17 protein-coding genes are annotated in these 24256 nt (G+C 73.1%); 2 read left to right on the top strand and 15 right to left on the bottom strand.

All coding sequences use genetic code 11. The features are described 5' to 3' along the window. Positions 1-5: 5 nt before the first annotated feature. Genes OG953_RS09200 through OG953_RS09220 form a run of 5 tightly spaced genes read right to left on the bottom strand, consistent with a single transcriptional unit; the run spans position 6 to position 12965 of the window. Positions 6-1928 (bottom strand): hypothetical protein, encoded by a 1923-nt coding sequence (locus OG953_RS09200; protein WP_405683390.1) that lies wholly within the window; start codon positions 1926-1928, stop codon positions 6-8. Then, positions 1925-5698, bottom strand: coding sequence for a vWA domain-containing protein (locus tag OG953_RS09205; protein WP_405683391.1), 3774 nt, complete (start codon positions 5696-5698; stop codon positions 1925-1927). The genes OG953_RS09200 and OG953_RS09205 overlap by 4 nt, the downstream gene beginning before the upstream one ends. 3 nt (positions 5699-5701) lie before the next feature. Beyond that, the gene (locus tag OG953_RS09210; protein ID WP_405683392.1) at positions 5702-6925 is read right to left on the bottom strand and encodes an AAA family ATPase; all 1224 of its coding nucleotides are present in this window, start codon (positions 6923-6925) and stop codon (positions 5702-5704) included. Continuing rightward, the gene (locus OG953_RS09215) at positions 6922-12108 is read right to left on the bottom strand and encodes a hypothetical protein (RefSeq protein WP_405683393.1); all 5187 of its coding nucleotides are present in this window, start codon (positions 12106-12108) and stop codon (positions 6922-6924) included. Before OG953_RS09215 ends, OG953_RS09210 begins: the two co-directional genes overlap by 4 nt. Then, entirely contained in the window at positions 12105-12965 is an 861-nt protein-coding gene (locus tag OG953_RS09220; RefSeq protein WP_266356443.1) for a DUF4132 domain-containing protein, read from the bottom strand. Before OG953_RS09220 ends, OG953_RS09215 begins: the two co-directional genes overlap by 4 nt. 442 nt (positions 12966-13407) lie before the next feature. Here OG953_RS09220 and OG953_RS09225 point away from each other — a divergent pair, with 442 nt between their 5' ends. Next, positions 13408-13833 (top strand): integrase, encoded by a 426-nt coding sequence (locus OG953_RS09225; protein WP_405683394.1) that lies wholly within the window; start codon positions 13408-13410, stop codon positions 13831-13833. Here the strand turns inward: OG953_RS09225 and OG953_RS09230 are convergent. After that, on the bottom strand, positions 13828-14013 hold the full coding sequence (locus OG953_RS09230; protein ID WP_405691739.1) for a transposase domain-containing protein: 186 nt from the start codon (positions 14011-14013) through the stop codon (positions 13828-13830). The two genes, OG953_RS09225 and OG953_RS09230, sit on opposite strands and share 6 nt — an antisense overlap. Positions 14014-14021: 8 nt before the next feature. On the opposite strand from OG953_RS09230, the gene OG953_RS09235 reads away from it, so the two are divergent. Then, entirely contained in the window at positions 14022-14282 is a 261-nt protein-coding gene (locus tag OG953_RS09235; protein ID WP_405683395.1) for a hypothetical protein, read from the top strand. Positions 14283-14396: 114 nt separating this feature from the next. On the opposite strand, the gene OG953_RS09240 is transcribed toward OG953_RS09235, so the two are convergent. From OG953_RS09240 to OG953_RS09280, 9 genes are all read right to left on the bottom strand, one after another. Next, positions 14397-16640 carry a serine/threonine-protein kinase gene (locus OG953_RS09240; RefSeq protein ID WP_405683396.1) on the bottom strand — a complete coding sequence of 748 codons (2244 nt, stop codon included), beginning with the start codon at positions 16638-16640 and terminating at the stop codon, positions 14397-14399. A 364-nt stretch (positions 16641-17004) separates the two neighbouring features. Next, positions 17005-17250 (bottom strand): hypothetical protein, encoded by a 246-nt coding sequence (locus tag OG953_RS09245; RefSeq protein WP_405683397.1) that lies wholly within the window; start codon positions 17248-17250, stop codon positions 17005-17007. 54 nt (positions 17251-17304) lie between these two features. Beyond that, complete coding sequence (locus OG953_RS09250; RefSeq protein ID WP_405683398.1) at positions 17305-17895, bottom strand: hypothetical protein; 591 nt, start codon at positions 17893-17895, stop codon at positions 17305-17307. 14 nt (positions 17896-17909) lie between these two features. Then, a complete protein-coding gene (locus OG953_RS09255; protein WP_405683399.1) occupies positions 17910-19073 on the bottom strand; it encodes an ROK family glucokinase in 1164 nt (387 codons plus the stop codon). 133 nt (positions 19074-19206) lie between these two features. After that, positions 19207-20067, bottom strand: a complete 861-nt coding sequence (locus OG953_RS09260; RefSeq protein ID WP_405683400.1) for an ATP-binding cassette domain-containing protein — start codon at positions 20065-20067, stop codon at positions 19207-19209. After that, the gene (locus OG953_RS09265) at positions 20064-21116 is read right to left on the bottom strand and encodes an ABC transporter permease (RefSeq protein ID WP_405683401.1); all 1053 of its coding nucleotides are present in this window, start codon (positions 21114-21116) and stop codon (positions 20064-20066) included. Before OG953_RS09265 ends, OG953_RS09260 begins: the two co-directional genes overlap by 4 nt. Beyond that, positions 21113-22096: a sugar ABC transporter substrate-binding protein gene (locus OG953_RS09270; protein ID WP_405683402.1), complete on the bottom strand. Its 984-nt coding sequence runs from the start codon at positions 22094-22096 to the stop codon at positions 21113-21115. Before OG953_RS09270 ends, OG953_RS09265 begins: the two co-directional genes overlap by 4 nt. A 194-nt stretch (positions 22097-22290) precedes the next feature. Beyond that, a complete protein-coding gene (locus OG953_RS09275; RefSeq protein ID WP_405683403.1) occupies positions 22291-23301 on the bottom strand; it encodes a sugar ABC transporter substrate-binding protein in 1011 nt (336 codons plus the stop codon). A gap of 93 nt (positions 23302-23394) precedes the next feature. Next, positions 23395-24153: a GntR family transcriptional regulator gene (locus OG953_RS09280; RefSeq protein WP_405683404.1), complete on the bottom strand. Its 759-nt coding sequence runs from the start codon at positions 24151-24153 to the stop codon at positions 23395-23397. Positions 24154-24256: the final 103 nt, after the last annotated feature.

Here is a 24256-nt window from a genome sequence, read left to right on the forward strand (position 1 = left end):
TTGGCCTATCGGTCCTGCGTCGAGGAGTACGACGGACAGGGCGGGAACTGGACCTGCACCCGCTGGTACTGAGCGGTTTGCGCCACGGTTCGTCCTGGCCCCTGGTCCGGGACGGATGGCGCCGCGGCCGGGCCCTCCTGCGTCGGTTCCCAGGCTGCCGCGCACAGGGACTCGGCCACGGCGGCCGTGTAACGGGCGGCGGTGAGCCAGTAGGTGGCGAAGCCGTCGGTGTCGGCAGGGAGGAGGCGGCCGAAGAGGTCGCGATCGCGTTGGGCCGCCGAGGTGCACAGGGCGGTGAGGAGTCCGGCGGCCGTGGGGAGGCCCGCGCGGCGGATGCGGCGGGTCTCGGCGGTGACGTCGCCGAGCATGCCGAGGGCGGCGCGGCCCGCCGGGACCGTCTGTTCGACCCGGCGCTCCAGGAGGTACAGGGGCGAGTGCGCGCCGGACCCTCCGGGCTGTGGCGGGGCGGGGTGCACGGGGGCAGCCGGGTCCGGGAGGTCGGTGCGGCGCAGGCGGTCGAGGCCGAGGTCGATCGTTCCTTCGCCGGTGGGGTGCGAGCAGGCGAGGAGGGTGAGCCGGGGGTGGTGGGCGGGCACCAGGCGGCCGATGATCCTCAGCCGTGTCCCCGGAGCCGTGGCCAGCAGCATCAGGTTGTCGCGGTGGGCCAGCGCGGGGTCGTCGTCGGCGACGGTGAGCCGGACGGGAATGCCTCCCTCGCACAGCGCGAGCAGGCAGGTGCCGCCCGACTCCCGTACGGCGCCGAGGAGTTCGACGTCCAGGAAGAGCAGGTCGCTGCCGCCGTCGTCCGGGTCCGCGTAGCGGGAGGTGGACCGCAGGGCGCGGGCGGCCTGTTCGGACGGCGGCGTCTCCCACAGGGCGGCGAGCGGCAGCTCCGTCCACGCCACGCCCCGGGCGGTAACGGCCTTGACGCCCTTGCCGGCGCCCAGTCTGCCGTCCGGCGAGACCGTCGCCCCCGAGACCGCCAGGCCGGCCCGGCCCAGCTCCCGGTGGGTGAGCGCGCTGTCCCCCAGGCGCACGGCCCGGTCGGCCACGCCCAGGGCGCGCCCGACGCCGCCGGGTGCCACGTCGCCGACCGTGCAGAGGCGGCCGTCGGATCCGGCGACCCAGGTGCGGACGCCGCCGTGCCCCGAGTCGGTGACCACGGGTTCGGTGAACAGGCCGTACAGGCGCAGCGAGCCCTCCGGGCTGTACGGGCGGCGCGCGCGGCCTCTGACGGCGGCCAGCTCCGCCCCGGACGCCGTCCCCACTCGGCGTGCGGTGCCCAGGAGTTCGGCCAGGGCCGTGACGAGGTCGGCGGTGCGGTACGACGGGTCCCCGGCGCGGGCCGCACGCAGCAGCGTGACGACGGACAGCGCGGCGCCCGCGGCGCGCGGCAGGTGCCGGAGCCGGGCGGTGTGCGCGGCGCGGAGGAGGACCGACTGGGTGACGGCGCCGGCCCCGTCGACGCCGGCCTCCAGCACGGCGGCGCCCGCCGACCACAGGGCGTCGGCCGCGGCACGCTGGGCTGGGCTCGCCACCTCGGGCGAGGAGGCAGAGTCGGGGGTGGGGGCGGGGTCCGTTGCGGAGGCGGGTTCGGGGACCGCGCGGGTGGGCTGGTCGGCGAGCTCCGGCGCCGGGTCCGCCGTGGGGGCGGCGCAGGCGGCGGCCGCGCGGTGGACGCATGCCGGGGCGAGGAGGCAACCGCAGGTGATGGCGTCCGCCGTCGCCACCACGCCGCCCGGGGCGTGCAGGCGCAACTCGGTCTCGTCGTCGACCGCGATCGTCACCGTGTCCCCGTCGCGGTGCGTCGGGCGGGCGCCGAGCTTGGTGACTGTCGCGTCCAGCCGCTTGCGCAGCCGGGGCGAAAGGTCCTCCACCAGCGTGGCCGTGACCTCCGGCGCGACGGGTGGCAACTGGGCGGCGGTCATGCGGTCTTCTCCCCTATCCAGCGGGCCAGTTCGAGTGGGCTGAGGGCCGCCACGGGCATGCCGGCGGCCACGAGCTGCCCGGCGACGCCCGTCGAGTAGCGGGGCCGGCCGGCGTCGTCGAGACTCGCGCACCCGAGGACGTGGCAGCCGGTGTTCACCAGGGCCCGCACCTCGGCGAGCAGTCCGCCGAGCGGCGCGCCCTCCTCGAAGTCGCTGATGACGACGACGAGGGTGCGGGTGGGCACCGCGATCAGGCTGCGGGCGTGCCGCAGCCCGGCGGCGATGTGCGTGCCCCCGCCCACGCTCACCTCCAGCAGGAGGGAGAGGGGATCGTGCACATGGCCGGTGAGGTCGACGACCTCCGTGGAGAAGGCCAGGAAATGGGTGCTCAGGGTCGGCACCCCGGCGAGCACGGAGGCGGTCAGCGCGGACCAGATCGTGGACGCCTCCATGGATCCGGAGACGTCGGTGACCAGGATCAGGCGCCAGTCGGCCGACCGGCGGCCGCGACTGCGGAACACCGGCTTCTCGGGGATCACCCGGACCGTTCCGTCGGCCGTCCTGCGGGCGGTGGCCAGGTTGGCGCGCAGCGTGCGCGGCAGGTCCAGCCGGCCGCCGGGCCGGCGGGTGGGCCGGGCCAGCATCGTGCCGGTGAGGGCGGGTCGCAGCCGGGTGGCGAGCTGCCGGGTCAGTTCGTCGACCAGGTGGCGGACCAGGGGCCGGAGCGCCGCCAGGCGGGCTTCGGGGAGGCCGCCGGCGTACCGCAGGATCGTCCGGAGCAGTTCCACGGAGGGGGTGGCGGCCGCCGGGTCGAGTTCGGCGAGGACGTCCTGCCGGCCTGTCACGGCTGCGGCGGCGAGGACCTCCTCGCGGATGCCGGGGCCGAACAGCGCGGCCAGTTCCTCGGACCACTCGCGGACACCGGGGAACGACGGTTCCCGGCCGCCGCGCGGTCCGGAGCCGCCACCGTGGCCGGGGCCGGGCAGGCCGCTGCGGGATCCCTCGCCGTGTCCCGCGCCGTAGAGCTCGTCCAGAGCGGTCGCCAGACGGGCGGCGCCGGACGGCAGTTGGTCGGATCGCCGGCCGAGCACGAGCCGCCACCGGTCGGCGGGCGCGAGGGTCCGCGCGGGGGTGGCCTCGGTGGAGGCTGCGGTGTGGGGTGTGACGGTGGGGCGCGTTGCGGCGGGATGGCCGGACAGCGGTGGGAACCGGTCGTCGTGCGCGGGTGGCGGGACAGGCAGGCCGAGGCCGGTCAGGAGCTCGCGGGCCGCGAGGTCGGCGGCCGTTCGGCGGGCCAGCTCGGCCGGATCGTCCGCGTCGAGGGTGCCCACCCGTTCACCCAGCCGCTCCTCGACGGTGTCCAGCAGCCGGTCCCGGGCGGCCGGGCTCAGGGTGTCGAAGCCACCGCGCAGGGCCGGCAGCCGGGCCAGGAACGCGGTGTCGTCCAGCTCGACGACCCGGTGCAGCAACGGGTCCAGGGCGCCCACGCCGACGGTCAGGAGTGGGCCCGCCACTGTCAGGACGCCGGTGAGGCGGGCGGTGAGCGCGGCCCGGGAGGTGCTGTCCACGGCCCCGTCCACCCAGGAGGCGACGCGCCCCCCGAAGGTCTCGGCCTCTTCGTGGCCAGTGAGCACCCTGACTGCTCCGGCGGCCGCGGCGATCAACGGGGTGCCGTCGGCGGCCAGCCGGGCGAGGGCAGCGGTGAGCCGGATGCCGCCCAACCGGTCGGCCCGCTGGGCCAGTTCGAGCAGCGCCCGGGCGTCCTCGGGCTCCTCGGAGCCGGTCAGGCCGTCGACCTGGCGGACCGCGGCCGAGGTCAGGAGTTCGGCCGCGTGTGCGGTGCGGGTGACACGGGCGGAGGCGGTGGCGTCCGGGGCCGAGGGGCCGTCGGGCGCGGCCGGGCCCGGCAGGTGGCCGGCGTCGATGCGATCCAGCAGGTCGAGCCCGGCAAGGAGTTCGGGAAGGGTGCCGCTCGCCGGGAGTACGGCCGCCAGTTCAGTCAGCCGTTCGTCGGCAAGGGCGGGGAGCCCGCACTCGGCGGCCTCCGTGAGGCCGCGGACGACCTGGGCGGCCGTCGGGCCGTCCTCCGCGCGCTCGGCCGCGTGCCGCTGCCGCAGCACGCCCATGGCCGCCTGGGCCGGGGTGACGCCGCGGGCCCCGGCCGCGGTGAGCATCGCGGCCGTCGCCGGGGTCCACCGCACCTGCCAGCGCGTCGTGAGTCCTTCCGTGCCCGCCGCGCCGGTCACCCCCTGCTCCTGCGCGTAGGGGATGCCGCACACCGTCAGCCTGCGCAGCAGCAGTTCGCGGCGCCGGTCCAGGGTGGAGCGCGCCGGGTCGAGCCGGAGGTCGCGCGGTGTCTTCTCGTGCGCGTCCTCGGGGCCGGGGAGGGAGAGCGCCGCGGTCTCGGCCTCGACGGCGGGGCCCAGTCCGCTGCGCGGTGCGGCGGGCGCGGGCCGTCCGGTGCGGGCTCCGACGAGTACGCGTTCGAGGGCCCGGGCGACGGCGCGGCCCGTGCCGTAGGTCTCGCCGCGCCCCAGCACCGTCTGCACGGCTTCCAGGAGTTCACCGCGGCCGGGGGCGGGCAGGTCGCGCAGACGGGCCAGGTCACCGGCCACCCGGACGACCTCCCGGCCGTCCGCCGGGCCGTAGGGGTGGCCCTGTTCGCGCAGGGCGGCGCAGACCCGGACCGCGGTGCGGATCAGCGCCTCGTGCAGCGCGGCCGGGTCCCCGGCGGCGTCCAGGACGGTGTGCTGCCACTCCGGGTCCCGGATGCCGGCCGGGTAGCCGGACCGTGAGTCGAGCAGCGGGTACGTGTAGGGGACCAGGGAGACCGTGCACGCCGCCGTCCCGGGGGCGCCGTTCACGTGGCCGTCCGCGCCCGGCGCGTCCGGCGCGTCCGGCGCGGGGCCCCCGGTGGCCCCGGCGTCGGGCGTCAGCAGCGCCGGGGTGTGGAAGGCTCCCACCACCACGGCGGGCCGCCGCCCGCTCGCCAGGGCCTCGGCGACATGTCCGCGCATACATGCCTCGCGCACCAGGTCCGTGCCGTGCACCCCGCCCCGCGCCTCGGCCTCGTGGCGCAGCGCCCAGCCGGTGAGCAGGGCGGCACGGCGGAGCGCCTCGGGTGTTGATCCGGGTGCGAGGGCCTCCACCAGTCTGTCCCACAGGTCGTCGCCGTCCCGGCCGGTGAGCCGGGACCGGAGCGCGGCGGACAGCCCGTGCCCCTCCCCCGGCACGGGCGCGGAGTCGGCGCCCGGGACGGGGGCGGGGGTGTCCGGACCGCCCCCCGCCCACGCCCGGTCGGCCAGCGGCAGGTCGCAGGCCACAGCCGGGACCCCGTTCCTTGCCGCCCAGCGCAGAGCGACCAGTTCGGGCGAGAAGTCCGCGAACGGGTAGAAGGCCGGCCCCCGTGCGCCTGCCGAACCGGGACCGGGCCCGTCGGCGGGCACGGCGGCCAGCGCCACCGGGGCCTCGGTCTCCTCGTGGGCAAGCCAGCCCAGCCAGGGCTGGAACTCGGCGGGCAGTTCGACGAGGAGGACGTCGGGGGCCGCCGCGTCCAGCAGTGCCGGGAGGGCTGCCGCCAGCGAGGGCGCGTGGTGGCGCACCCCGATCAAGAACGGCGACCCGGGTCCGGTCGCCGCGAGGGCCGCCACCGCGGCTTCCGGGGTGGCGGGCCCTGCCGCCGGGCCCTGCGCCGGGGAGGCGGCCGGCGCAACGGCGGTGGGCGAGACCTCGGCGGTGGACCGCGTCTCGGGGGTGGTCGACTCGCTCATCCGTCAGTTCTCCAGCACCGCGCGCAGGTCCCACAGGGCACGCCAGGTGGCCGACCCCTGCTCCGCGCGCCTGCGCACCGGCCCGTCCCAGTACCCCAGCAGCCTTGCCGCGTCGGCGGGGTCGTCCTTTCGGACGACGCCGAGCAGATGGCCGGGCAGGAGGGAGAGCACGTCCCGGTCGCCAGGGAAGTAGGTGGCGGCCAGGCCCAGGGAGCCCGCGACCGAGACCGCCTCGGCCGTGCTCATCACCGTGGACGGGCGCTCGACCTCCCAGCCCTCCACGGAGCGGCCCTCGCGCAGGTCCCGGAAGGCGGTGACAAGGGCTTCGAGGACCGCGTCGTCCACCTGGTAGGCGGCGCCCACGCGTTCGACGGCCGCCCGCGACTGACGCCGGACGAGCGCGGTCTCGGTGTCCACGTCCCCGATGGGGCCAACGGTCTCGAAGTTGAAGCGCCTCTTCAGCGCGGCGGACATCTCCGAGACGCCCTTGTCCCGCAGGTTGGCGGTGGCGATGAGGGTGAACCCGGGGGCCGCGTGCACCTGGGCGCCCTCGCCGCCCGCGAGTTCGGGGACCGCGATCCGCCGCTCGGAGAGCAGTGACACGAGAGCGTCCTGGACCTCCGGCAGGCAGCGGGTGACCTCCTCGACGCGGGCGACGGCCCCCCGGGTCATGGCGGCGAGTACCGGGGAGGGAACCAGGGCCTGCTCGGTGGGGCCCTGGGCGAGCAGCAGCGCGTAGTTCCAGCCGTACTTGAGCTGGTCCTCGGTGGTGCCCGCGGTGCCCTGCACGGTGAGCGCGCTGGTCCCGCAGACGGCCGCCGACAGCAGCTCGGAGAGCATGGACTTGGCGGTGCCGGGTTCGCCCACGAGGAGGAGTCCGCGCTCACCGGCAAGGGTGACCACGCACCGTTCGACCAGGGCGCGCTCGCCGACGAACTTCTGCTCGATCACCAGGCGGGGCGGCACCCCGGCTCCGGGCCGGGCGCCCTTCGGCAGGCTCAGTGCCTCGCCCGCGCTGCCCGTCACGAAGGTGACGACGGCGCGCGGGGTGAGCAGCCAGCCGGGTGGGCGGGGCCCGGAGTCGTGGGCGGCGAGGAAGGCCAGCTCGGTGGCGTACCGGTCCTCGGGCGGCGTGACCTGGCGGAGCTCCCGGCCGGGCGCCGTCGCCCGGTCCGGGACGCCGCCCGTGGTGGTGCTGTCCACGGTGGTCGTGATGTCGTTCGTCATCGGCGGCGGCCCTTCCGGGTTGCGCGGGTGTCCAGTTCTTCGAAGGCGGGGGCGTCGCCTCCGCGGACCCGTGCCCAGGCGGCTGCGAACAGCGCGGGCACGGGGAGGTGGGGCAGGGTCCGGGTGGACCCGGCCACGGGGTACAGGCGTTCCTTCCAGGTCTCCAGCGGCAGTCCGGGGGCGCCGCGTTCGAGCCAGCCGCAGGGGAGGAACAGGGTGCGGCCGGCGCGGGAGCGCTTCGCCTCCACGACGAGGTCGCCGGCGGCGAGTTCCGCCCGGGCCTTCTTGACCCGTGCCGGCTTCCACTCGGTCCAGCGGACGCAGTTGCGGTCCGTCGGATCGGGCAGGGCGAGCAGCATGAGGTAGAGGGCGGCGGCGTCCGCGCTCAGGCCGAGGGTGTCGACGGCCTCGGCCACCAGGTCCGGCACCGCACGCGTCGGGTCCTGGGCCGGGTGGTGCGGGGAGCCGTCGGGGGCGCCCGCCGAGGCCAGCGCGTCGGGCTCCTCGCCCAGCAGTGTGCGCAGGGCGAGCAGATCGCCGGTGCTGTGACGGCCGACGGTGCCCTCGACGAGTCCGAACGCCGGGTCGTCGGGGCCTGCCAGGCCGGCCGGGCGAATCAGCAGCTTCTCGTTGTCGCCGTGGCCGGGGGCGAGGAGCAGCGCCGTGCCGGCCCGGACGAGACCGTCGGCGCCGGCGCCGCCGGACTCGGGGAGCCCGTGGGCGGCGCGGACGGCGGGGCCGATCGAGCCCCCCGACTCGGTCCAGTCGAGACCGAGGTCCAGCACCAGGTCCGGGTCGGCGAGGCGGCTACGCAGGGCCGCGAGCCCGACGGGCAGGTGCGCCCGCAGGAGGTGCCCGTACGGCAGCGTGTAGGCGAGGGTGCGCAGGGCGGTCAGCGCCGAGGAGACCGCACCGCGTGCGCCCACCCGGCGCAGGCCCGGGCGGCCGGTGCCGTCCTGGACATCGGTGCCGTGGGCGAGCCAGGTCCGGGAGCCCGTGTTGAGGATCAGGTCGACGGCGCCCGAGGTGGTGCCCGACAGGTCCAGGTCCAGTTCCTCGGGGACGCGGACGAGGGAGGCCAGGCGCTTCTGCCAGACCTCGGCGGCGGCCCGGACGTCGGGGCCCGTGGACCACAGCTCGGCCGGGTCCGCGGGCAGCAGCGCCCGGAGCAGGGCGTGCCGGTCGTCGCGGGGCAGGGCGTCCAGCCTGGCCTGGGCCGCCTCGAAGGCACGTGTCTTCACCCCGAGCAGCGCGAGCGCATCGGCGCCGGGCTCCTCGACGGCTGCCGACAGCAGGGCGGCGGCTTGGAGGGGACCGATTCCGGTGGCCGTGTGGAACGCCTCGGCGGCCTCCGGACGCCAGGGTGCCGGGCCCTGCTCCCGTACCAGGGCGGTGAGCCGGGTGAGCCGGTCGCGGGCGATGCCCTGCCGGTGAACGTGCTCGTGGTCCAGGGTGAAGCCGGGGACGGGGCCGAAGGCGCCGGTCGGGTCGTGGTCCAGGGCAAGCCAGCATGCCGCGTCGTTCCGGGAGTTCCGGCCGCGGTTGGCGATGACCACGACGGTGCGGGCGCCCCTGCGCAGCACCTGGCCGAGGCGGTGCACGGCCTCGGGGCGTCCCGGCCCGGTCGTCCCTCCGAGGATCGGCTCGACGAGCTCCACCTGCCGGACCGTGCCCGCGGGGTCGGCCAGCGGGCCTGCGGCGAGGGTTTCCAGCAGCACGAGGAGACCGGTGCGGTGCTCGGGGGAGGTGGTCGCCGAGGCGGCCCGGTAGGCCAGTTCGGGCAGGTTGTCGAGGAGAGGGGTCCAGGCCAGGGAGTCGCCGGGCACGGTGTACTCGTCCCGCTGCCAACCGTCCACGGGGGTGAACGGAACCTTGGACGGTATGGGTGGGCCGAACGCCGGCTCGCCGCCGAGGACATGGTTGACGGCGAGGATCTGCCGGATCGCGGTCCACCGTCTCCCGGCTCCCCACCAGCCGCCGCGCATCCGCTCGGAGTTCCAGGCAGAGGCGATCTGCAGAGTCGTGTCGTCGCCGTGCTCGGGCTCGTGATCGAAGAACATGCCCTGGGTGCGTGCGGTGTTCCGGGGCGTGGCCGGCTGCACGGGCTTGGGCGGTTCCAGGTACCGGGCGGCTGCGGCAGCCCGGTCCACCGCGTTCCGGACGAGGGCGGTGACGCCCGCGAGGAGCCGTGCGTCGGACACCTCGGGCAGCACCCTGGCGACGGCCTCCTGGCTCAGCTCCCGTGACGAGGGCCCGGTGTACTCCTTGACCGCCCGGAACGCCTCCAGGTGCCGGGCGACCGCGGCGGCGACCTCCTTGAACAGCTCCCCCGCCCGGGAGTCCGTCAGGTTCCGCAGGGCGGTGGAGCCCCGCTCGTCCCTCGGGCGCAGGGCGTGCCAGTAGGTGACGGGAGGCACGTAGGGGGTGCCCGCCGCGTCGTTCCCACCGGAGGAGTCGGGGTTGACGGACCACAGGCTGCCACCGGTGCCGTCCGTGTCCGCCGGGTGCGCTTCGACGGAGCGGTGGCGCAGTGCCGCGACCGGCCGTGACCCGCCGGGCAGGGTGAGGGCGCCGAGCGGCACCGGAGAGCCGCCGCCGGGCAGCGGGTACGGCAGGGTGACCGTGTGGCCGTCGGGGGTGCCGGCGACGATCCGGTGCCCGTCGGCGGGGGCGGCCGTGCCGGGCTCGGTGACCGTGCGGCGGACCCAGCGGCCGAGGACCGTGCCGTCCGTTCCGAACGGGGTGGTCTCCAGGCCGGGCTGGAGGGGCAGCACCTGGCAGTGCTCGGTGAGTAGCCGGGTGCCGTCCTGCACCCCGGAGCGGAGGAAGGCGGGGAGGGATGCGCGGCCGTGCGTGCCGCCGGCCGGGTCGTACTCCAGCCATACCCGCTGCGTGCCCTGGTGGCCTTCCCGCCAGAGACCGGTGCCGTCGGAGATGACGGCGCGCTGAGGCGGGAGGGAGGTGTCGCCCGCGTGCAGGGCCTTGCCGCCGGTGGCACGGCCGCCGCTGGGCAGGGGGATGCAGACCTCGTCCGAGGGGCCGGAGCCGCCCCAGCGGGGGATCTGCTCGCCGCCGACGGTGAACACCTCGGCGGGGCGGTGCGACCAGTAGCCGCGCTGCTTGCCGTCCTCCCACCAGATGACCATCAACTCGCCGTCGACGTAACGGAAGGCGAGCTGCCGCCAGTGGTCGACGGTGGCGGGCAGCCGCAGGGTGTGCCGCAGCAGAACGCCTTCGGGGCCGACGACGACGGCCCGTTCGAGCGTGTTCAGGATCAGCGCGGGCCAGGCGCCGGTGACACCGACGCTCTCCGACCGGTGGCGCCGCTGACGCACGGCGGCGGCCTCAGCGGCCAGTTCGGCGTAGGTCTCGTCGAGCGCGGGCCAGCCCAGTTCGTCGAGGACGCCGGTCCGCAGGGTGGAGGCGAGCAGCGGCACGACATCGTGGCCCTTGAGGAGTCGCACGGCCTCCGGGGCGACGTCCGCGACCACGGTGCGGAACGCCGAGAGCCTGTTGAGAGCGGTGTGCAGCCCGGGGAGCCCTCGCGCGGCCGTGTACTCCTCGGCGCAGGCGGTCAGCCACTCCCGCAGGATTCCGGAGAGCACCGGGTGCGCCGCCAGCTTCGCCATGCCGGCGTCGCTCAGCCGCTGACTGTGTCCGTCGCCGAGGCTGCCGACGTTCCGGCGCAGAAGGGCGCGGAAGACCGGCCGTTCGGCGACGGCGGTGAGGTCCCGCGCGCCGGGCGCGGTGTCGGTGAGCCAGGAGCCGAGCGGGACGCCGGGGCCCTGAGCGGTGTCCGTGCCCTGGTCGTCCGGCTCGGCGACGGGGACGCCGGAGGCCAGGCAGAGGTCGAGGAGGTCCAGGTCGGCGGTGCGCTGCCAGCGGCCCTGGAACAGCTCGACGGGGCGCCCGTCGGCCCGCAGCCGGTCCGCCATCCGGGCGGCCAGGTCGAGGGTCTGCGGGCTGCGGCCCGAGGTGACCCGGTTGAGCCGGCGGTGTGCCTCCCAGCGGGCGAGCCAGTCCGCCGGGGAGACGGACGGGTCGGAGGAGTCGGAGGGAGCGTTGCCGGAGGTGCCCGGGAGGGCGGTCAGCAGGTCCTCGGCGCCGGACTCGGCCAGCAACGCGAGCCAGCCGGATTCGCCGTCCGTGTCCCGGCCGCTCTCGCTGAAGGTCTCCGGGAAGAAGCCGAGGAGCCGGGCCCGCACAGCCGCGTCCCGTCGAGCGAGGGCGATGAGCGCGGAGCGGTAGGTCTCCCAGAACGAGGCGGGGGCGCGGACGACGCCCGGGGAGCCGATCAGATCCGCCACCAGGTCGCGTTCTGCGGCCTCGCGGTCCAGCCCGGCGGCCTTGACCAGCGCGCGCACGTCCTGTGGCAGCGCCGCGTACGGCGGCATGCCGGCCGCGCAGCGCTCGACCAGCAGACGGCGGAACTGCGCCCAGGCGTCCGCCGGTGCGAGCCGGGCCACCAGGTCCCGCACGTACTGCCGCAGCGCCTTGACGGTCAGCGCGCCGGCGAAGGCGAACTCCAGGAAGACGGCCCGCTGCCGGTCCTCGTCCACGGCCAGCCCGTGCACCCGCTCGGCCTCGCGGGCCTTGCCGAAGAAGGAGGCGGCGTAGGTGGTGTTCTCGGCCTGGAGGAAGAGGCGCGCCACCTGCTCGTAGTAGGTGGGGAGGAAGTGGGGCACGGCCCGGCCGAGCCGGGTGCCGAGTGCGTCGAAGCCCTCCTTGGCCGCTCCGGCGCGGGTCCTGGCCTGCCGGCCCAGCCGCTCGATGTCTTTGACCAGGGCCAGGGCGTGGTGCCCGTTGGCCGGGTCGTTGACCAGCGCCCAGGCCGGGAAGCCCAGCGTCTCGCGGCGCACCTGGCCCACGACGGGGGCCTCGGCGGTCCGGGCCAGCCCGAGGAACTCCAGGGCCAGGTCCTCGGCTTCGCCGAGGGTGCCGGGCACGAGCCGGACCACGGGGCGGTCGCCGAGGGCGGTGTGCGTGTAGGTGCGGGCGGTCAGCGCGTCGGCGTCGTCCCGGTCGGTGGTGCCGACCGGGAGGATCGCGCCCGCGTCCAGCAGGGCCGCCGCGCGGGCCTCCGCGGCGAGGGTGGAGGCGCTCTCGCCCCGGGCCTGGACGGGGAGGGACGCCGCGCCCGCTGCCGTCGTGTTCGCGTTGGTGTTCGTCGTCGTGGTGCTCATGCCGCCCGCTCCTCGTCCTCCACGTCGCGGCCGGCGTAGAGCGCCGCCGCCATGCGCATGCCCTCGGACCACGCGACGGGGCCGACCTCGGCGGCCGTCAGCGCCCGCCCCGCAGGGTCGGTCCAGCCCAGGGGGCCCGTCTCGGTGCCGTACTCGTCGTATCCGTCGTGCTCGCCGATCCAGATGCGCGCCTCGGCGGTGGCGCCGTCCTCGACGACCGGGCAGACCGCGTATCCGCCGCGCGACCGGTACCCGAGTTGGGTGACGCGGCCGTGCAGGAAACGCAGTTCCTTGAACACGCCGCCCGCGTAGGTGTCCACGGAGGTGGTGTCCGGGGCGAGGCCCGGCGGGCGGCGCCACACCTCGCGGAACAACTGCTCCACGTTCTGGCGCACCCCCAGTTCGACCGCGAACTCCCGCAGCTCGTCGAGGTCGTCGAGGAGGACGGGGTGGGGCACGCTGACGACGTCCGGGGTGATGCGGACCGTGTCGCCGTCGAGGTCGACGAGGCCGAGACCGCGGTCGGGGTCGACATCGCGCAGGAACCCGGCTACCCCACCGTCCGCGCCGGTGACCACCACGTCCCGCAAGGCCGCCTGCCACGCCGGGTCGGGCCAGACCCGGGCGAGCACGGCCGTGGGGACGGGCAACGAACGCACCATCCACTGCTCGACGTCGGTCAGGCACTGGTGTGCGTGCCGCTCCAGCCACTCGGTCAACTGCCGAAGCCCGACGACCGCCGGGTCGTCCTTCAATCTGGCCGGGACGGACTTCAGCCGCCGGCCCTTCCCGTTGCGGCAGACCACCTTGCCCGCCTCCAGGGCGACTTCGTAGTCGCCCGCAGGAACCCACCCCATGCGCTGTTCTCCCCGTTGTTACGGACGGCCGCCGAACCGGCGGCACGCTGATGAAACCCGTCAACGGCAACGCACCGTGGCGAGTGGGAGAGACTCTAGGCGTCCCCACTGACAACGGGTTCGGACCCCTCCGCTTCGCCGTACGTGCCCGCCCCCCGGAAGGGACCGCCCGGCCGTGCCCACCGTCCCGCCGGGCCAGCGACGCCACGGGGCCCGCCGGCGCAACCGACGGAACACCAGGCGTGGCTGGCTGGCTCCCCCTCGGCGGCAGGAGCTTCGCTCATGCTGCGGCAGGTGGCGGTGGTGTCCTTTTCCGGCCGTGGCGTGTTGGTGAGCCCGGTTGATTGTCGAGTCGACCCGGACCTGTGGGGCTCGTAAAGTCATCGCTGCTGGTCAGCACCCGCCTCCAGGGTCGTCGGTGGGGACTTGTAATGCTGCCCTGGTGATCGTGTCCCTGCTCTACCACACCGCCCGCGCGCTGTTGTCCGTCCCCGCGGTCCTACTGCGTCGAGACACCGCCAAGGATGCCGAACTGCTGGTGCTGCGGCACGAAAATGCCATCCTGCGCAGGCATGTGAAGGGCGGGGTGCGTTATGAGCCGGCCGACCGGTTCTGGCTCGCCGCCCTCAGCTCGCTGATACCGCGTGGCCGCTGGGCCGCCGTCCTCCCCGTCACCCCCGGCACTTTGCCGGCCTGGCACCGCAAACTGATCGCCAGGAAGTGGGACTACCGCGGCTCTCGCACCGGACGGCCGCCGACGGCGGCCGCACTCAAGAGTCTCGTGCTGCGCCTGGCCGATGGGGCGGGGCCGCGCTGGTGGGTTTTCAGCTCGTCCAGCGTGGTTTCGATCTCCCATCGCTCGTCATAAGGGGCTGCCAACTCCGTTGCGGGTCTGCTCGAACAGGGCCTTCAACGGCTGCGGTCCGAGCTTGACCCGAGCCCGGGAGATCGCACCGGTCGTGGGCACCTGCCACGACCCCGACCAGCGCCTGGCCCATGCGAGACCCTCCGTCAGCAGTCGCGCGACCGCAACTCCTCGGTGCCACAGGCGCCGAAGTGGTTCAGATCCAGTGCCACACCGACGGTGTCGCCCTCCTCAACCGTTTCGCTGCCCGATCTGCTTCCGCCGAGCGGCACCCTGGCCACTGCGACGCCCAGAACATCGACGAATTCCGCGAAGAGCTGCTGGCCGGCCGCTACGAGCCCCTGGACCTGCCAGGGCCGGTACTGACCGTGGACACCACCTGCTTCGACCAGGTGGACATCGACGCTCTGGCCGCCCGAGTGTCCGCCCTGCTCCACCCCGACGCGCCGTAACCCGGCCAGGATTACCGGCCGGGTTCGCGGCTCCCTCTCTCGGCGAAAGGACCCCCTCGTGCACGCCCTACGTCTGCGAGCCCCCCAGACGGCCGGCGTCCGGTGCCGCCGGGGTCAGCCCGACTTCGGCGGCTTCTGCGCGTCGAAGGCGAAGAGAGTGTTCTTGGCCGCGGCCACAATCACTGCACGCCCCGCGACGGTCACGCGCGGGCTTGCGCCCTGCTCGCCCGTCAAACCATCGGCCTGCGGATCTGTTGTCCACAGGGGTTTGCCATCGTGCGGCGACAGCGCGACCACCCGGCCGGTGGCCGAGCTGAAATACAGTGCGTCAGCTCCCGCCACGGGGCCCGACGCACCCTCCACGCCCGTCTGCCGGGACCACTTCTTCCGGCCGGTCGCGGGGTCGAGCGCCGTGACGAGACCGGTCTGGCTGCTCACGTAGAGGGTGCCGTCCGCCATGCCGGGCGTCCCCGCGTATGTCTCGGCCAGCCGGGAGTACGTGACCTTCCGCGAGGCCGGGTGGACCCGCGCCACCCCGTCGTAGCCGGCCAGCGCCGTTCCCTCCATGTGCCCCTGAAAGAGTACGAGCCCGCCATTGGCGACGCCCATCGGCACAGCGGGGCCGTCAACCGCGATGGGCCTGCCCAATGTCCCCGAGGCGCGGTCGACCGTGTACAGGGTGGAGTGGCGCACCTCTGAGGCATCCACCTCCGCATCCGTCGCGCACATCGCGAGGAGCTGTGGGCCCACCGGGACGGGAGCGCACTGTGTGCCCGCGGGGAACGGCGTCGTCCAGGTAACCCTGCCACTGTGCGCGTCCCGGGCCTCGAAGCGGGAGTTGGAAGCGTCGACCGTCACCACGGCGGAGCCGACCACAAGGGCGTCCTGAGTCCGACCCGTGACGGCCTTCGACTGGGCGCCGGACGGCACGGACCACAGCTCCCGGCCATTGTTCGCGTCGATGGCCACCACCTCGCTGGGAGGGTCCTGCGGGGCGTCCTGGGCGGCGAAGCGGTAACCGAGCACCGTGTCGTCGGTGGCGCCCACCAGGTGCATGCCCTGGACGGGGACGCCCGGACTCTTCGCCGTCCACACCCGCGAGCCGTCCGAGGCCCTGATACGGGTCGCGACAACACCGCCGCCCCCGCAGAACAGCGCGTCGCCGCGCGCGACGCAACGAAGCTCGTCGGGGATGTCCTCGCGACCGCCCTGCACGGTCTTGCGCCACGGTTCGAAACCGGCCGGAAGTGCGGCACCCGCCGCCGCAACGCTGTTGCCCTTGTCGCCGCCGCTGTTCCCCCCAAAGCCGTCGGCCGTCACCACGGCGACCCCGCCGCCGATCGCTGCCACCGCGACCGCGGCCGCGAGCACGGGACGCCATCGGCGGCGCAGATGGCTGCCGATGGGGGTGCCGGTGCTCCCTGTATCGGGACCGGCCGGGGCGGTGGCCGGGGCGATCGGCGACAGGGTGGCCCGCGTCTCGAGGTGATGCTGGGTGATCATGTCGCGGGTGCGGCCCGTGCCGACCCCGTTCGCGTCGGTCCCGCCGAGGTCGGCCGGCAGGTCCCGCAGCAGCACGAGAAGTTCGTCCGCCGAGGGGCGCCCCTCGGGCTCCTTGTCCAGGCACGGCTCGACAACCGCGCGCAGGGCCACCGGCACGGCACCCAGCGACGGCTCCTCGTGCACCACCTGATACGCCGTCATGTATGGGCTGTCCGCATCGAAGGGCCCGTGGCCCGTCGCCGCGTACACCAGCAGCGTCCCCAGGGAGAAGACATCGGACCGCGGCCCCACACCACGCGGCGTCTGCAACTGCTCCGGCGACATGAAGGGCGGCGTACCGATGACCCGCCCTGTCATCGTCAGCGTCTGCTGGTCCACGGCGCGCGAAATGCCGAAGTCGATGACGCGCGGGCCCTCGGGCGAGAGCACGACGTTCGAGGGCTTCAGGTCACGGTGGACGACCCCCACCCGGTGGATGTCGCGCAGCGCCTCCGCCAGCCCGATGGCGAGCCTCCTCAGCTCCGCCCCGTTCAGCGGGCCGTTCTCCGCGATGCGCTGGGCGAGCGTGTGCCCCTCGATATAGGTCGTCGCCATCCACGGCTGCTCGGCCTCCGGGGCAGCGTCGACCACGGCAGCGGTGAACGCGCCGCTCACCCGCCTCGCCGCCGCCACCTCCTGCCGGAAACGGATGCGGAACTCGTCGTCCCCCGCGAACTGCTGGTGGATCAGTTTGATCGCGACAGGTCGCCCCGAACTCGTACGGGCCAGAAAGACCGTTCCCATGCCACCCGAGCCGAGCCGCGCCTCAAGCGGATAACCGCCGATCTCGGCTGGATCACCTCCGCGCAGCGACACTCTTCCCGACCTCCCGTCCCCCGTGCACCTCTGCCACCACGGGCCTGCGTACCTGTCCTGCACACAAACTAGCCGCAGGGCAGTGCGGCAGAGAAAAGCGGGTGACGAACAGAAAGGCCAGGGCTGCTCCCGTGCCGCACGCGACGAAGCCCCGCCAAGAGGAGCATGGCGGGGCTCCGTCGTGTCCTGGAACACCGCACGGTGCGGCCCATCGCCACACGCAGAACCCCCGCCGGCACAAGCCGACGGGGGTTCGTGACCTCTCACACGCGTCTCACCAACAGCGTCGACGCCTCTGGACCACAATGACCTGACCTGCGCTTACGCACCTCACATGGACCACCTGGACCGCACAGGACACGATCTACAACCTGTGCCATGTGGTGCCCAGCGACGCGCCGATGACGAGGACAGGGGCGTCCTGGGGGCCGTCGAACCGGTACTGCAGGGTGCGCACGGGCAGGGCCTGGGCCGCGGGCGGGATCCGTACGGGAGGCACGGGCGCCGCGGGCTCGACCGGCTGTCCCTGGTGCGTCGGCTGCGGGGCGGCAGGCACCGGCTGCCCCTGCGGTGCGGCCTGCGGGACCGATATGGGCTGCGGGGTATTCATGTCGCTGGCGTCGCTCACTCGCTCCGGGTTGGTGAGCGGTCTGTCGCCTTCCGGTCAGGGGGTCGCCGCAGATACGACATATACGACAGGGTTCATCGGGTCGGACATGTTGACGGTGATGTCCTGGGTGGGCCGCGGGTCCTTGTTGGTGTGCGTGGTGCCCGCCCACTCGACGCCGGGGCCGAAGCTCCAGCCCGAGATCTTCTGGTCGCGGTCGCCGATGGTGACCTTGCCGGTCTCCAGGGCGGCGCGGCCGCTGCCCAGTCGGCTCAGGAACCGGTCGAGCCCGGCGGACGTGGTACGGAACTCCACGTACAGCCGACTGGCCTTCCAGTTGTTGGTCTCGTAGTACTGCACGTCCAGGGCGTTGCCGGGGATCGGCAGCTCGTAGATCCGGCGCTGCATCCGGGACGGCCAGCCCTCCTGGAGCCCCTGCGCGGATGCCTCGGCCTCCTTGTTCTGGCCGGAGCGGCGGCTCTGCCCCGCGGAGATCAGCAGATAGCCGGCCGGGATGCCGATGAGCAGCACGATGATGGTCGCCGTGATCAGGCGGCGGCGGATCACCTGGCGCCGGTCCTGCGGCGGCCTGTCGTCGTCGGGCGGCGAGGACTGGCGCGGCAGGACGGGGTGCTCGGCTGCTGTCATGTCTGTGGAGATCCCTAGGAGGTGCGAGTGTTGCGCGTACTACGGATGGTGCTCGCGGCCTGGTCGTAGATCTGTGCGTACCGCTCGTACCGCTCGACACGGCGACGGTTGGTACGGCGGAATCTGCGGGCCACCAGCCGAGCCAGGTCGGCGGCGCCGACCATACCTGCCTCCGGGCCGAGCTGCGCCTTCGCGATCCGGGCCTCGGGGCGGTAGCCACGGCCGGTGAGGTGGCGCCTGAAGGCGTCCCTGGCGGGGCCGATCAGCAGGTCGTCGGCGGCGCTGACGCCGCCTCCGATGACGAAGCAGGAGGGGTCGAGCGCGGCGGCCAGATTGGCGATGCCGACGCCGAGCCACTGGCCGATGTCCTGGAGGAGTTCGACGCACATCGCATCGCCCTCGCGGGCCAGTTCGGTGATGAGGGGCCCGGTGATGTCGGGGATGTTCCCCTTGACCCGCTCGATGATGCCGTGCGCCACCGGGGAGTCGGCCGCGGCCAGCTCCTTGGCCTCGCGGACCAGGGCGTTGCCGGAGCTGTACTGCTCCCAGCAGCCGCGGTTCCCGCACGGGCAGCGGTGCCCGCCGGGCACCACCTGCATGTGGCCGAACTCACCGGCGACGCCGTACTTGCCGCGCTTGACCTGACCGTCCTCCAGGATCGCGCCGCCGATGCCGGTACCGAGCGTGATCATGACGAGGTGGTCCTCGCCGCGGCCCGCTCCGAAGCGCCACTCCGCCCAGGCGGCGGTGTTGGCGTCGTTGTCGACCATGACGGGGACGACGAGGCGGGAGGCGAGGGCGTCGCGCAGCGGTTCGTCGCGCCAGGCGAGGTGCGGGGCGAAGAGCACCTTGGAGCGGTCCGCGTCGACCCATCCGGCCGCCCCGATACCGACGGCGTGCACATCGTGCCGGTCGGAGAGGTCCAGGACCAGCTCGACGATGGTGTCCTCGACGACCTTGGGGCTCTTGGACTTGTCCGGCGTCTCGGTGCGCAGCTGCTCCAGGATGTTGCCGTCGGCGTCGACTACGCCGGCCATCACCTTCGTGCCCCCGATGTCGATGCCGACGGTGGGTACCCGCGGCGCCGTGAGGTGCGAGCGCCGCTCCCGGGTGCCTACGGTCCGCAGGACGGTGGCGCGGGCGGAGCCGCGGTGTGTGAAGTCGCGGTACGTGCTCATCGTCCCTGCGTGGTCTGGGGGGACCGGGGGCGGTACTCCCGGCGGCGGACTGCGCCCGTCGGGCTCGATTCTGCCACTGCCGGGGCACCGAGGCTGGCGGACCGGTTTCTTGAGGGCCGGTACCGGCCCGGGACTACCGGGGGTCGTCGGCGACCGGGTGGCCGCCCAGATGGGTCGGACCCTGGGCCCGCTCCAGCTCGTGGCTGAGCTCCTCCAGCTCGCTGCCACCCGCCATCTGGCGGGTCAGCTCGTCCAGAGTGATGCTCGCCTTGGTGTGACTGCCGGACATGGCGCCCCGCTTGAGCAGGACGAACCGGTCACCGACGAGATACGCATGGTGCGGGTTGTGCGTGATGAGGACCACGCCGAGACCCGCGTCGCGGGCGGCCGCGACGTACTTGAGGACGACCCCGGACTGCTTGACGCCGAGCGCGGCGGTGGGCTCGTCCAGGACGAGGACCTTGGCGCCGAAGTAGACGGCCCGCGCGATGGCGACGCACTGGCGCTCGCCGCCGGAGAGCGTGCCGATCGGCTGGTCGACGTCACGCAGGTCGATGCCCATGCGCAGCAGCTCGGAGCGAGTCGTCTCGCGCATCAGCCGCACGTCGAGGCGCTTGAAGGGGCCCGCGCCGGTGGTCGGCTCGGAGCCGAGGAAGAAGTTCCGCCAGACCGGCATCAGGGGAACGACGGCCAGGTCCTGGTAGACCGTGGCGATGCCGCGGTCGAGGGCGTCGCGCGGGTTGGCGAGGGTGGTCTCCTCGCCCTCGATGTGGAAGGTCCCCGCGTCGTGCCGGTGCAGCCCCGAGATGATCTTGATCAGGGTGGACTTGCCGGCGCCGTTGTCACCGAGGACGCAGGAGATCTCCCCCGCGTGCACCTCCAGCGAGACGTCCGTCAGGGCCTTGATGTTGCCGTAGAACTTGCTGACGTGATCCAGCTCGACGAGCGCCCGGTGGGACGTCTCCCGGTCGGCCGGTGCCTGGGGGGCCGTCATTTCGTCGCCTCCGCGCGCTTGCGTACCCATGCGTTGAGCAGGGTGGCCAGGAGGAGCATGGCTCCGAGGAAGAACTTGAACCAGTCCGGGTTCCACTCCGCGTACACGATGCCCTTGCTGGTCATTCCGAAGATGAAGGCACCGACCGCGGAGCCGATCGCGGAGCCGTAGCCGCCGGTGATCAGACAGCCGCCGATGACGGCCGCGATGATGTAGATCAGCTCGTTGCCGACGCCCTCGCCGGACTGCACCACGTCGAACGAGAACAGCAGATGCTGCCCGGAGACCCAGGCGGCGAAGGCGACCCCGAGGTAGAGCCCGATCTTGGTACGGATCACCGGGACGCCGACCGCGCGGGCCGCGTCGGCCTCGCCGCCGACCGCGAAGATCCAGTTGCCGAAGCGGGTACGGAGCAGGATCCACGTGGCGATCGCGACGAGCACGGCCCACCACAGAATGGTGACCTTCAGCTCGACGCCGCCGATGGTCCACTGCGAGGCGAAGACCTGCCGGGCCGAGTCGAAGCCCTCCATGTCGGCGATGGACTTCGTCGACACGGTCCCGCTGATCAGCTTCGTGAAGCCCAGATTGAGGCCGGTCAGCATCAGGAACGTACCGAGCGTGATGATGAAGCTCGGCAGTTTGGTACGGGTCAGCATGAAGCCGTTGAACGCCCCGATGGCCAGCGTGACCAGCAGCGACACAAAGACGCCGACCCAGACGTTGGCCGTCATCTGATAGCTGAACATCGACGAGATCAGCGCGGAGCTGGTGACCAGCACACCGGCGGAGAGGTCGAACTCGCCGCCGATCATCAGCAGCGCCACGGGCGCGGCCATGATCCCGATGGTGGAGGCCGCGTACAGCACCGTGCCGAAGCTGGAGGCGCGCAGGAAGCTGTCGGCGACGATCGAGAAGAAGATGAAGACGGCCGCGGCACCGACCACCGAGCCGAGCTCGGGGCGGCCGAGCAGTTTGCGCAGCGGCGAAGTGCGCAGCAGCCGCTCGTCCGCCCCGGCCGGGGCGGACGGCCCTGCAACCGTGCTCATCGGGTCCCCCGCTTCGTGTATTCCGCCAGCTCGGCGGCGTCCTTCGAGGTGATGATCTGCGGGCCGGTGAGGACCGGGCGTCCGCCGCCGAGCACATTGCCGTTGAAGCGGTACAGCCACAGCAGGTCCACGGCCTCGTACCCCTGGAGGTAGGGCTGCTGGTCGACCGCGAAGCCGAGGGTCTTGTCCTGGAGCGCCGTGGCGACCTTGGCGTTCAGGTCGAAGGTGTCGATCTCGGCCTTGCTGCCCGCGGTCTTCTTCGCCTTGACGGCGGCGTCCGCGAACGGCGCCCCGAGGGTGACGACCGCGTCGATGTTCTTGTCTGCCTGGAGCTTGGCCTCGATGGACGCCTGGACGTCGGGCATGTTGGTGCCTTCGACGTACAGGTTCTGCATCTGTCCGTCGAACGTCTTCTTCGCTCCGGCACAGCGCTGTTCGTGGCCGACGTTGCCCTGCTCATGCAGGATGCACAGGGCCTTCTTGCGGCCCCGCGCGTTGAGCTCGTCGCCGACGGCCTCACCCGCGATCGACTCGTCCTGGCCGATATGCGTGAGCGCGCCGAACTGCTTGGACTCCGCGGAGCCCGAATTCACCGTGATCACCGGAATACCGGCCTTGGTGGCCTTGGCGACGACGTCCTTCATCCCGTCGGGCTTGGCGAGTGTGACGATCAGCCCGTCGACCTTCTGGTCGATGGCGGCCTGGACGAGCTGGGCCTGCTGCTGCGCCTCGTCGCTGTGCGAGTACAGGAACTTGATGTTGTCCTTGACGGCCGCCTGCTCGGCGCCCCGCTGGACGATGTCCCAGAAGGTGTCGCCGTCGCCCGAGTGGGTGACCATGGCGAAGGTCCAGCGGGGCGTGTTCACCGCGGACCGGCCCTCGGCGGCTGCCTGGGCCGCACGCTCCTCCGCCCGCTTGCCACCGGTGCTGCTGCATCCCACGAGGGAAGCCCCGAGCACCGCCGCAAGCACGGCGCCCATCGCACGTACCCCTGTCCGAACCCTTGCCACGACGCCGTGCCCTTCTTGTGCTGCTCGCTGTGCTGCTTGGTGGGGCCGGGGACGATTCACACCCTGCCCGGCTGGCCAAGTATCCCCGAGCTGCCGACGGCGCCGCCCGGCAGGGGCGCGGCACGTGTGTCGGCACCGGGTGTGCACAGCGGCGCGCGGGACGGTCATCGGGTGCCGCGCGCGGTGTATTCCTCCAGCTGCGGCACGTCGTCGGCGGTGACGATCGCCGGGCCGGTGAGCACCGGCTTTCCGCCGCCGATGACGTTTCCGTTGGTCTTGTTCAGCCACAGTTCGTCGATGGCGAGATAGCCCTGGAGGTAGGGCTGCTGGTCGACGGCGAAGCCGACCTCATCGGCCTTCAGCCGCTTGACGACCTCGGCGTTCAGATCGAATGTGTCGACCTCCGCCCTGCTGCCGGAGCCCTCCTTGGCCTTGACGGAGGCGGCGGCGAAGGGCGCGCCCAGGGTGACGATCGCGTCGATGCCCTTGTCGGCCTGAAGCTTCGCCTCGATCGAGGAGGTGGAGGCGGGCATGTTGGTGCCCTCCACGTTGAGGTTCTCGACGGTGCCCCTGAAGGTCTTGCGCACACCTGCGCAGCGCTCCTCCAGCGACACATTGCCCTGCTCGTGGATGACACAGACGGCCTTCTTGCGGCCCCGCGCGTCGAGCTCCTCACCGACGGCCTCACCCGCGACCTTCTCGTCCTGCCCGATGTGCCCGAGCGCACCGATCTCCTTGGAGAACTGCGCGCCCGAGTTGATGGTCACGACGGGTATGCCGGCCTTCACGGCCTTGGCGACGACGTCCTTGACCGCTTCCGGCTTGGCGAGGGTGACAACGATGCCGTCGACCTTCTGGTCGATGGCGGCCTGGACGAGCTGGGCCTGTTCCTTGCCCTCCTTGTTCGCCGAGTACAGGAACTCGACGTTGTCCTTGGCCGCCGCCTGCTTCGCGCCGCTCTGCACGATGTCCCAGAAGGTGTCGCCCTCCCCGGAGTGCGTGATCATCGCGATCTTCATCCGGGGAGTGGAGACCGCCCTGCCCCCGCTGCCGCTTGCGTCCTGGGGCTTCTCCTCGGCGCTCTTGCCGCCGGAGCTGCTGCATCCGGTGACGGTGAGGCCGATGCCGATGGCGGCCGTGGCGATCAGGATTGCTGACTTGCGATAGCTGCGCATCGTGGGTCCGCCCTCTCTCCCCGCCGCCCGAATGCGGCTGGCGGCAGTTCTAGCGGTGGGCGCCTTGGACGTCAACGGGCCCCGTGGCCGTCGTCAGCGTACGAGCAGCTGGAAATCGAAGGAGTAACGCGAGGCCCGGTAGATGTGGGAGCCGAACTCGACCGCCCGCCCGGTGTCGTCGAAAGTGGTGCGCTCCATCGTCAGCAGCGCGGCCCCCTCGGCCTCGGCGAGCGAGGCCGCCTCGTCGGCGGTGGCCAGCCGGGCGCCGACGATCTGGCGGGCGCTGTGCAGGGTGATGCCGGCTCCACGCATCATCCGGTAGAGGCCGGTGGTTTCCAGCCGTTCGGTGTCCAGGTCGACGATCCCGAGGGGCAGGTGGTTGCGCAGGAGTGCCAGCGGCTCGTCGTGCGCGTACCGCAGCCGCTCGACGAGGTGTACGTCGGTGCCCTCCGCGACTCCGAGTACGTCGGCGATCGATGCCTCGGCGGGCTCGACGGTGTTGCGCAAGACGCGGGTCGTGGGGTGCCCGCCCGCGGCCTCCAGGTCGTCGTACAGGCTGCTCAGTTCGAGCGGGCGCCTGACCCTGCTGTGCACGACCTGGGTGCCGACGCCGCGGCGACGGACCATCAGCCCCTTGTCGACCAGTGACTGGATGGCCTGGCGGACGGTGGGACGGGACAGGCCGAGCCGGGCCGCGAGTTCGATCTCGTTGCCGAGGAGGCTGCCGGGGGCGAGCCGGCCCTGCTCGATGGCCGCTTCCAGCTGCTGGGCCAGCTGGTAGTAGAGGGGAACCGGGCTGGAGCGGTCCACGCCGAGTTCAAGTGCGGCCGGGTCGGTGGTGGGTTTGGGCACGCGTGGAGGGTATCCCTCACATCAGAACCTCCGGTAGTCAGGTCGTTCTGTTGTCCGGACAGCATGAACACCGAACAAATCCGCACTTTGTCAGGACATATAG

Source organism: Streptomyces sp. NBC_00057 (genome assembly GCF_045041165.1).
GTDB lineage: Bacteria > Actinomycetota > Actinomycetes > Streptomycetales > Streptomycetaceae > Streptomyces.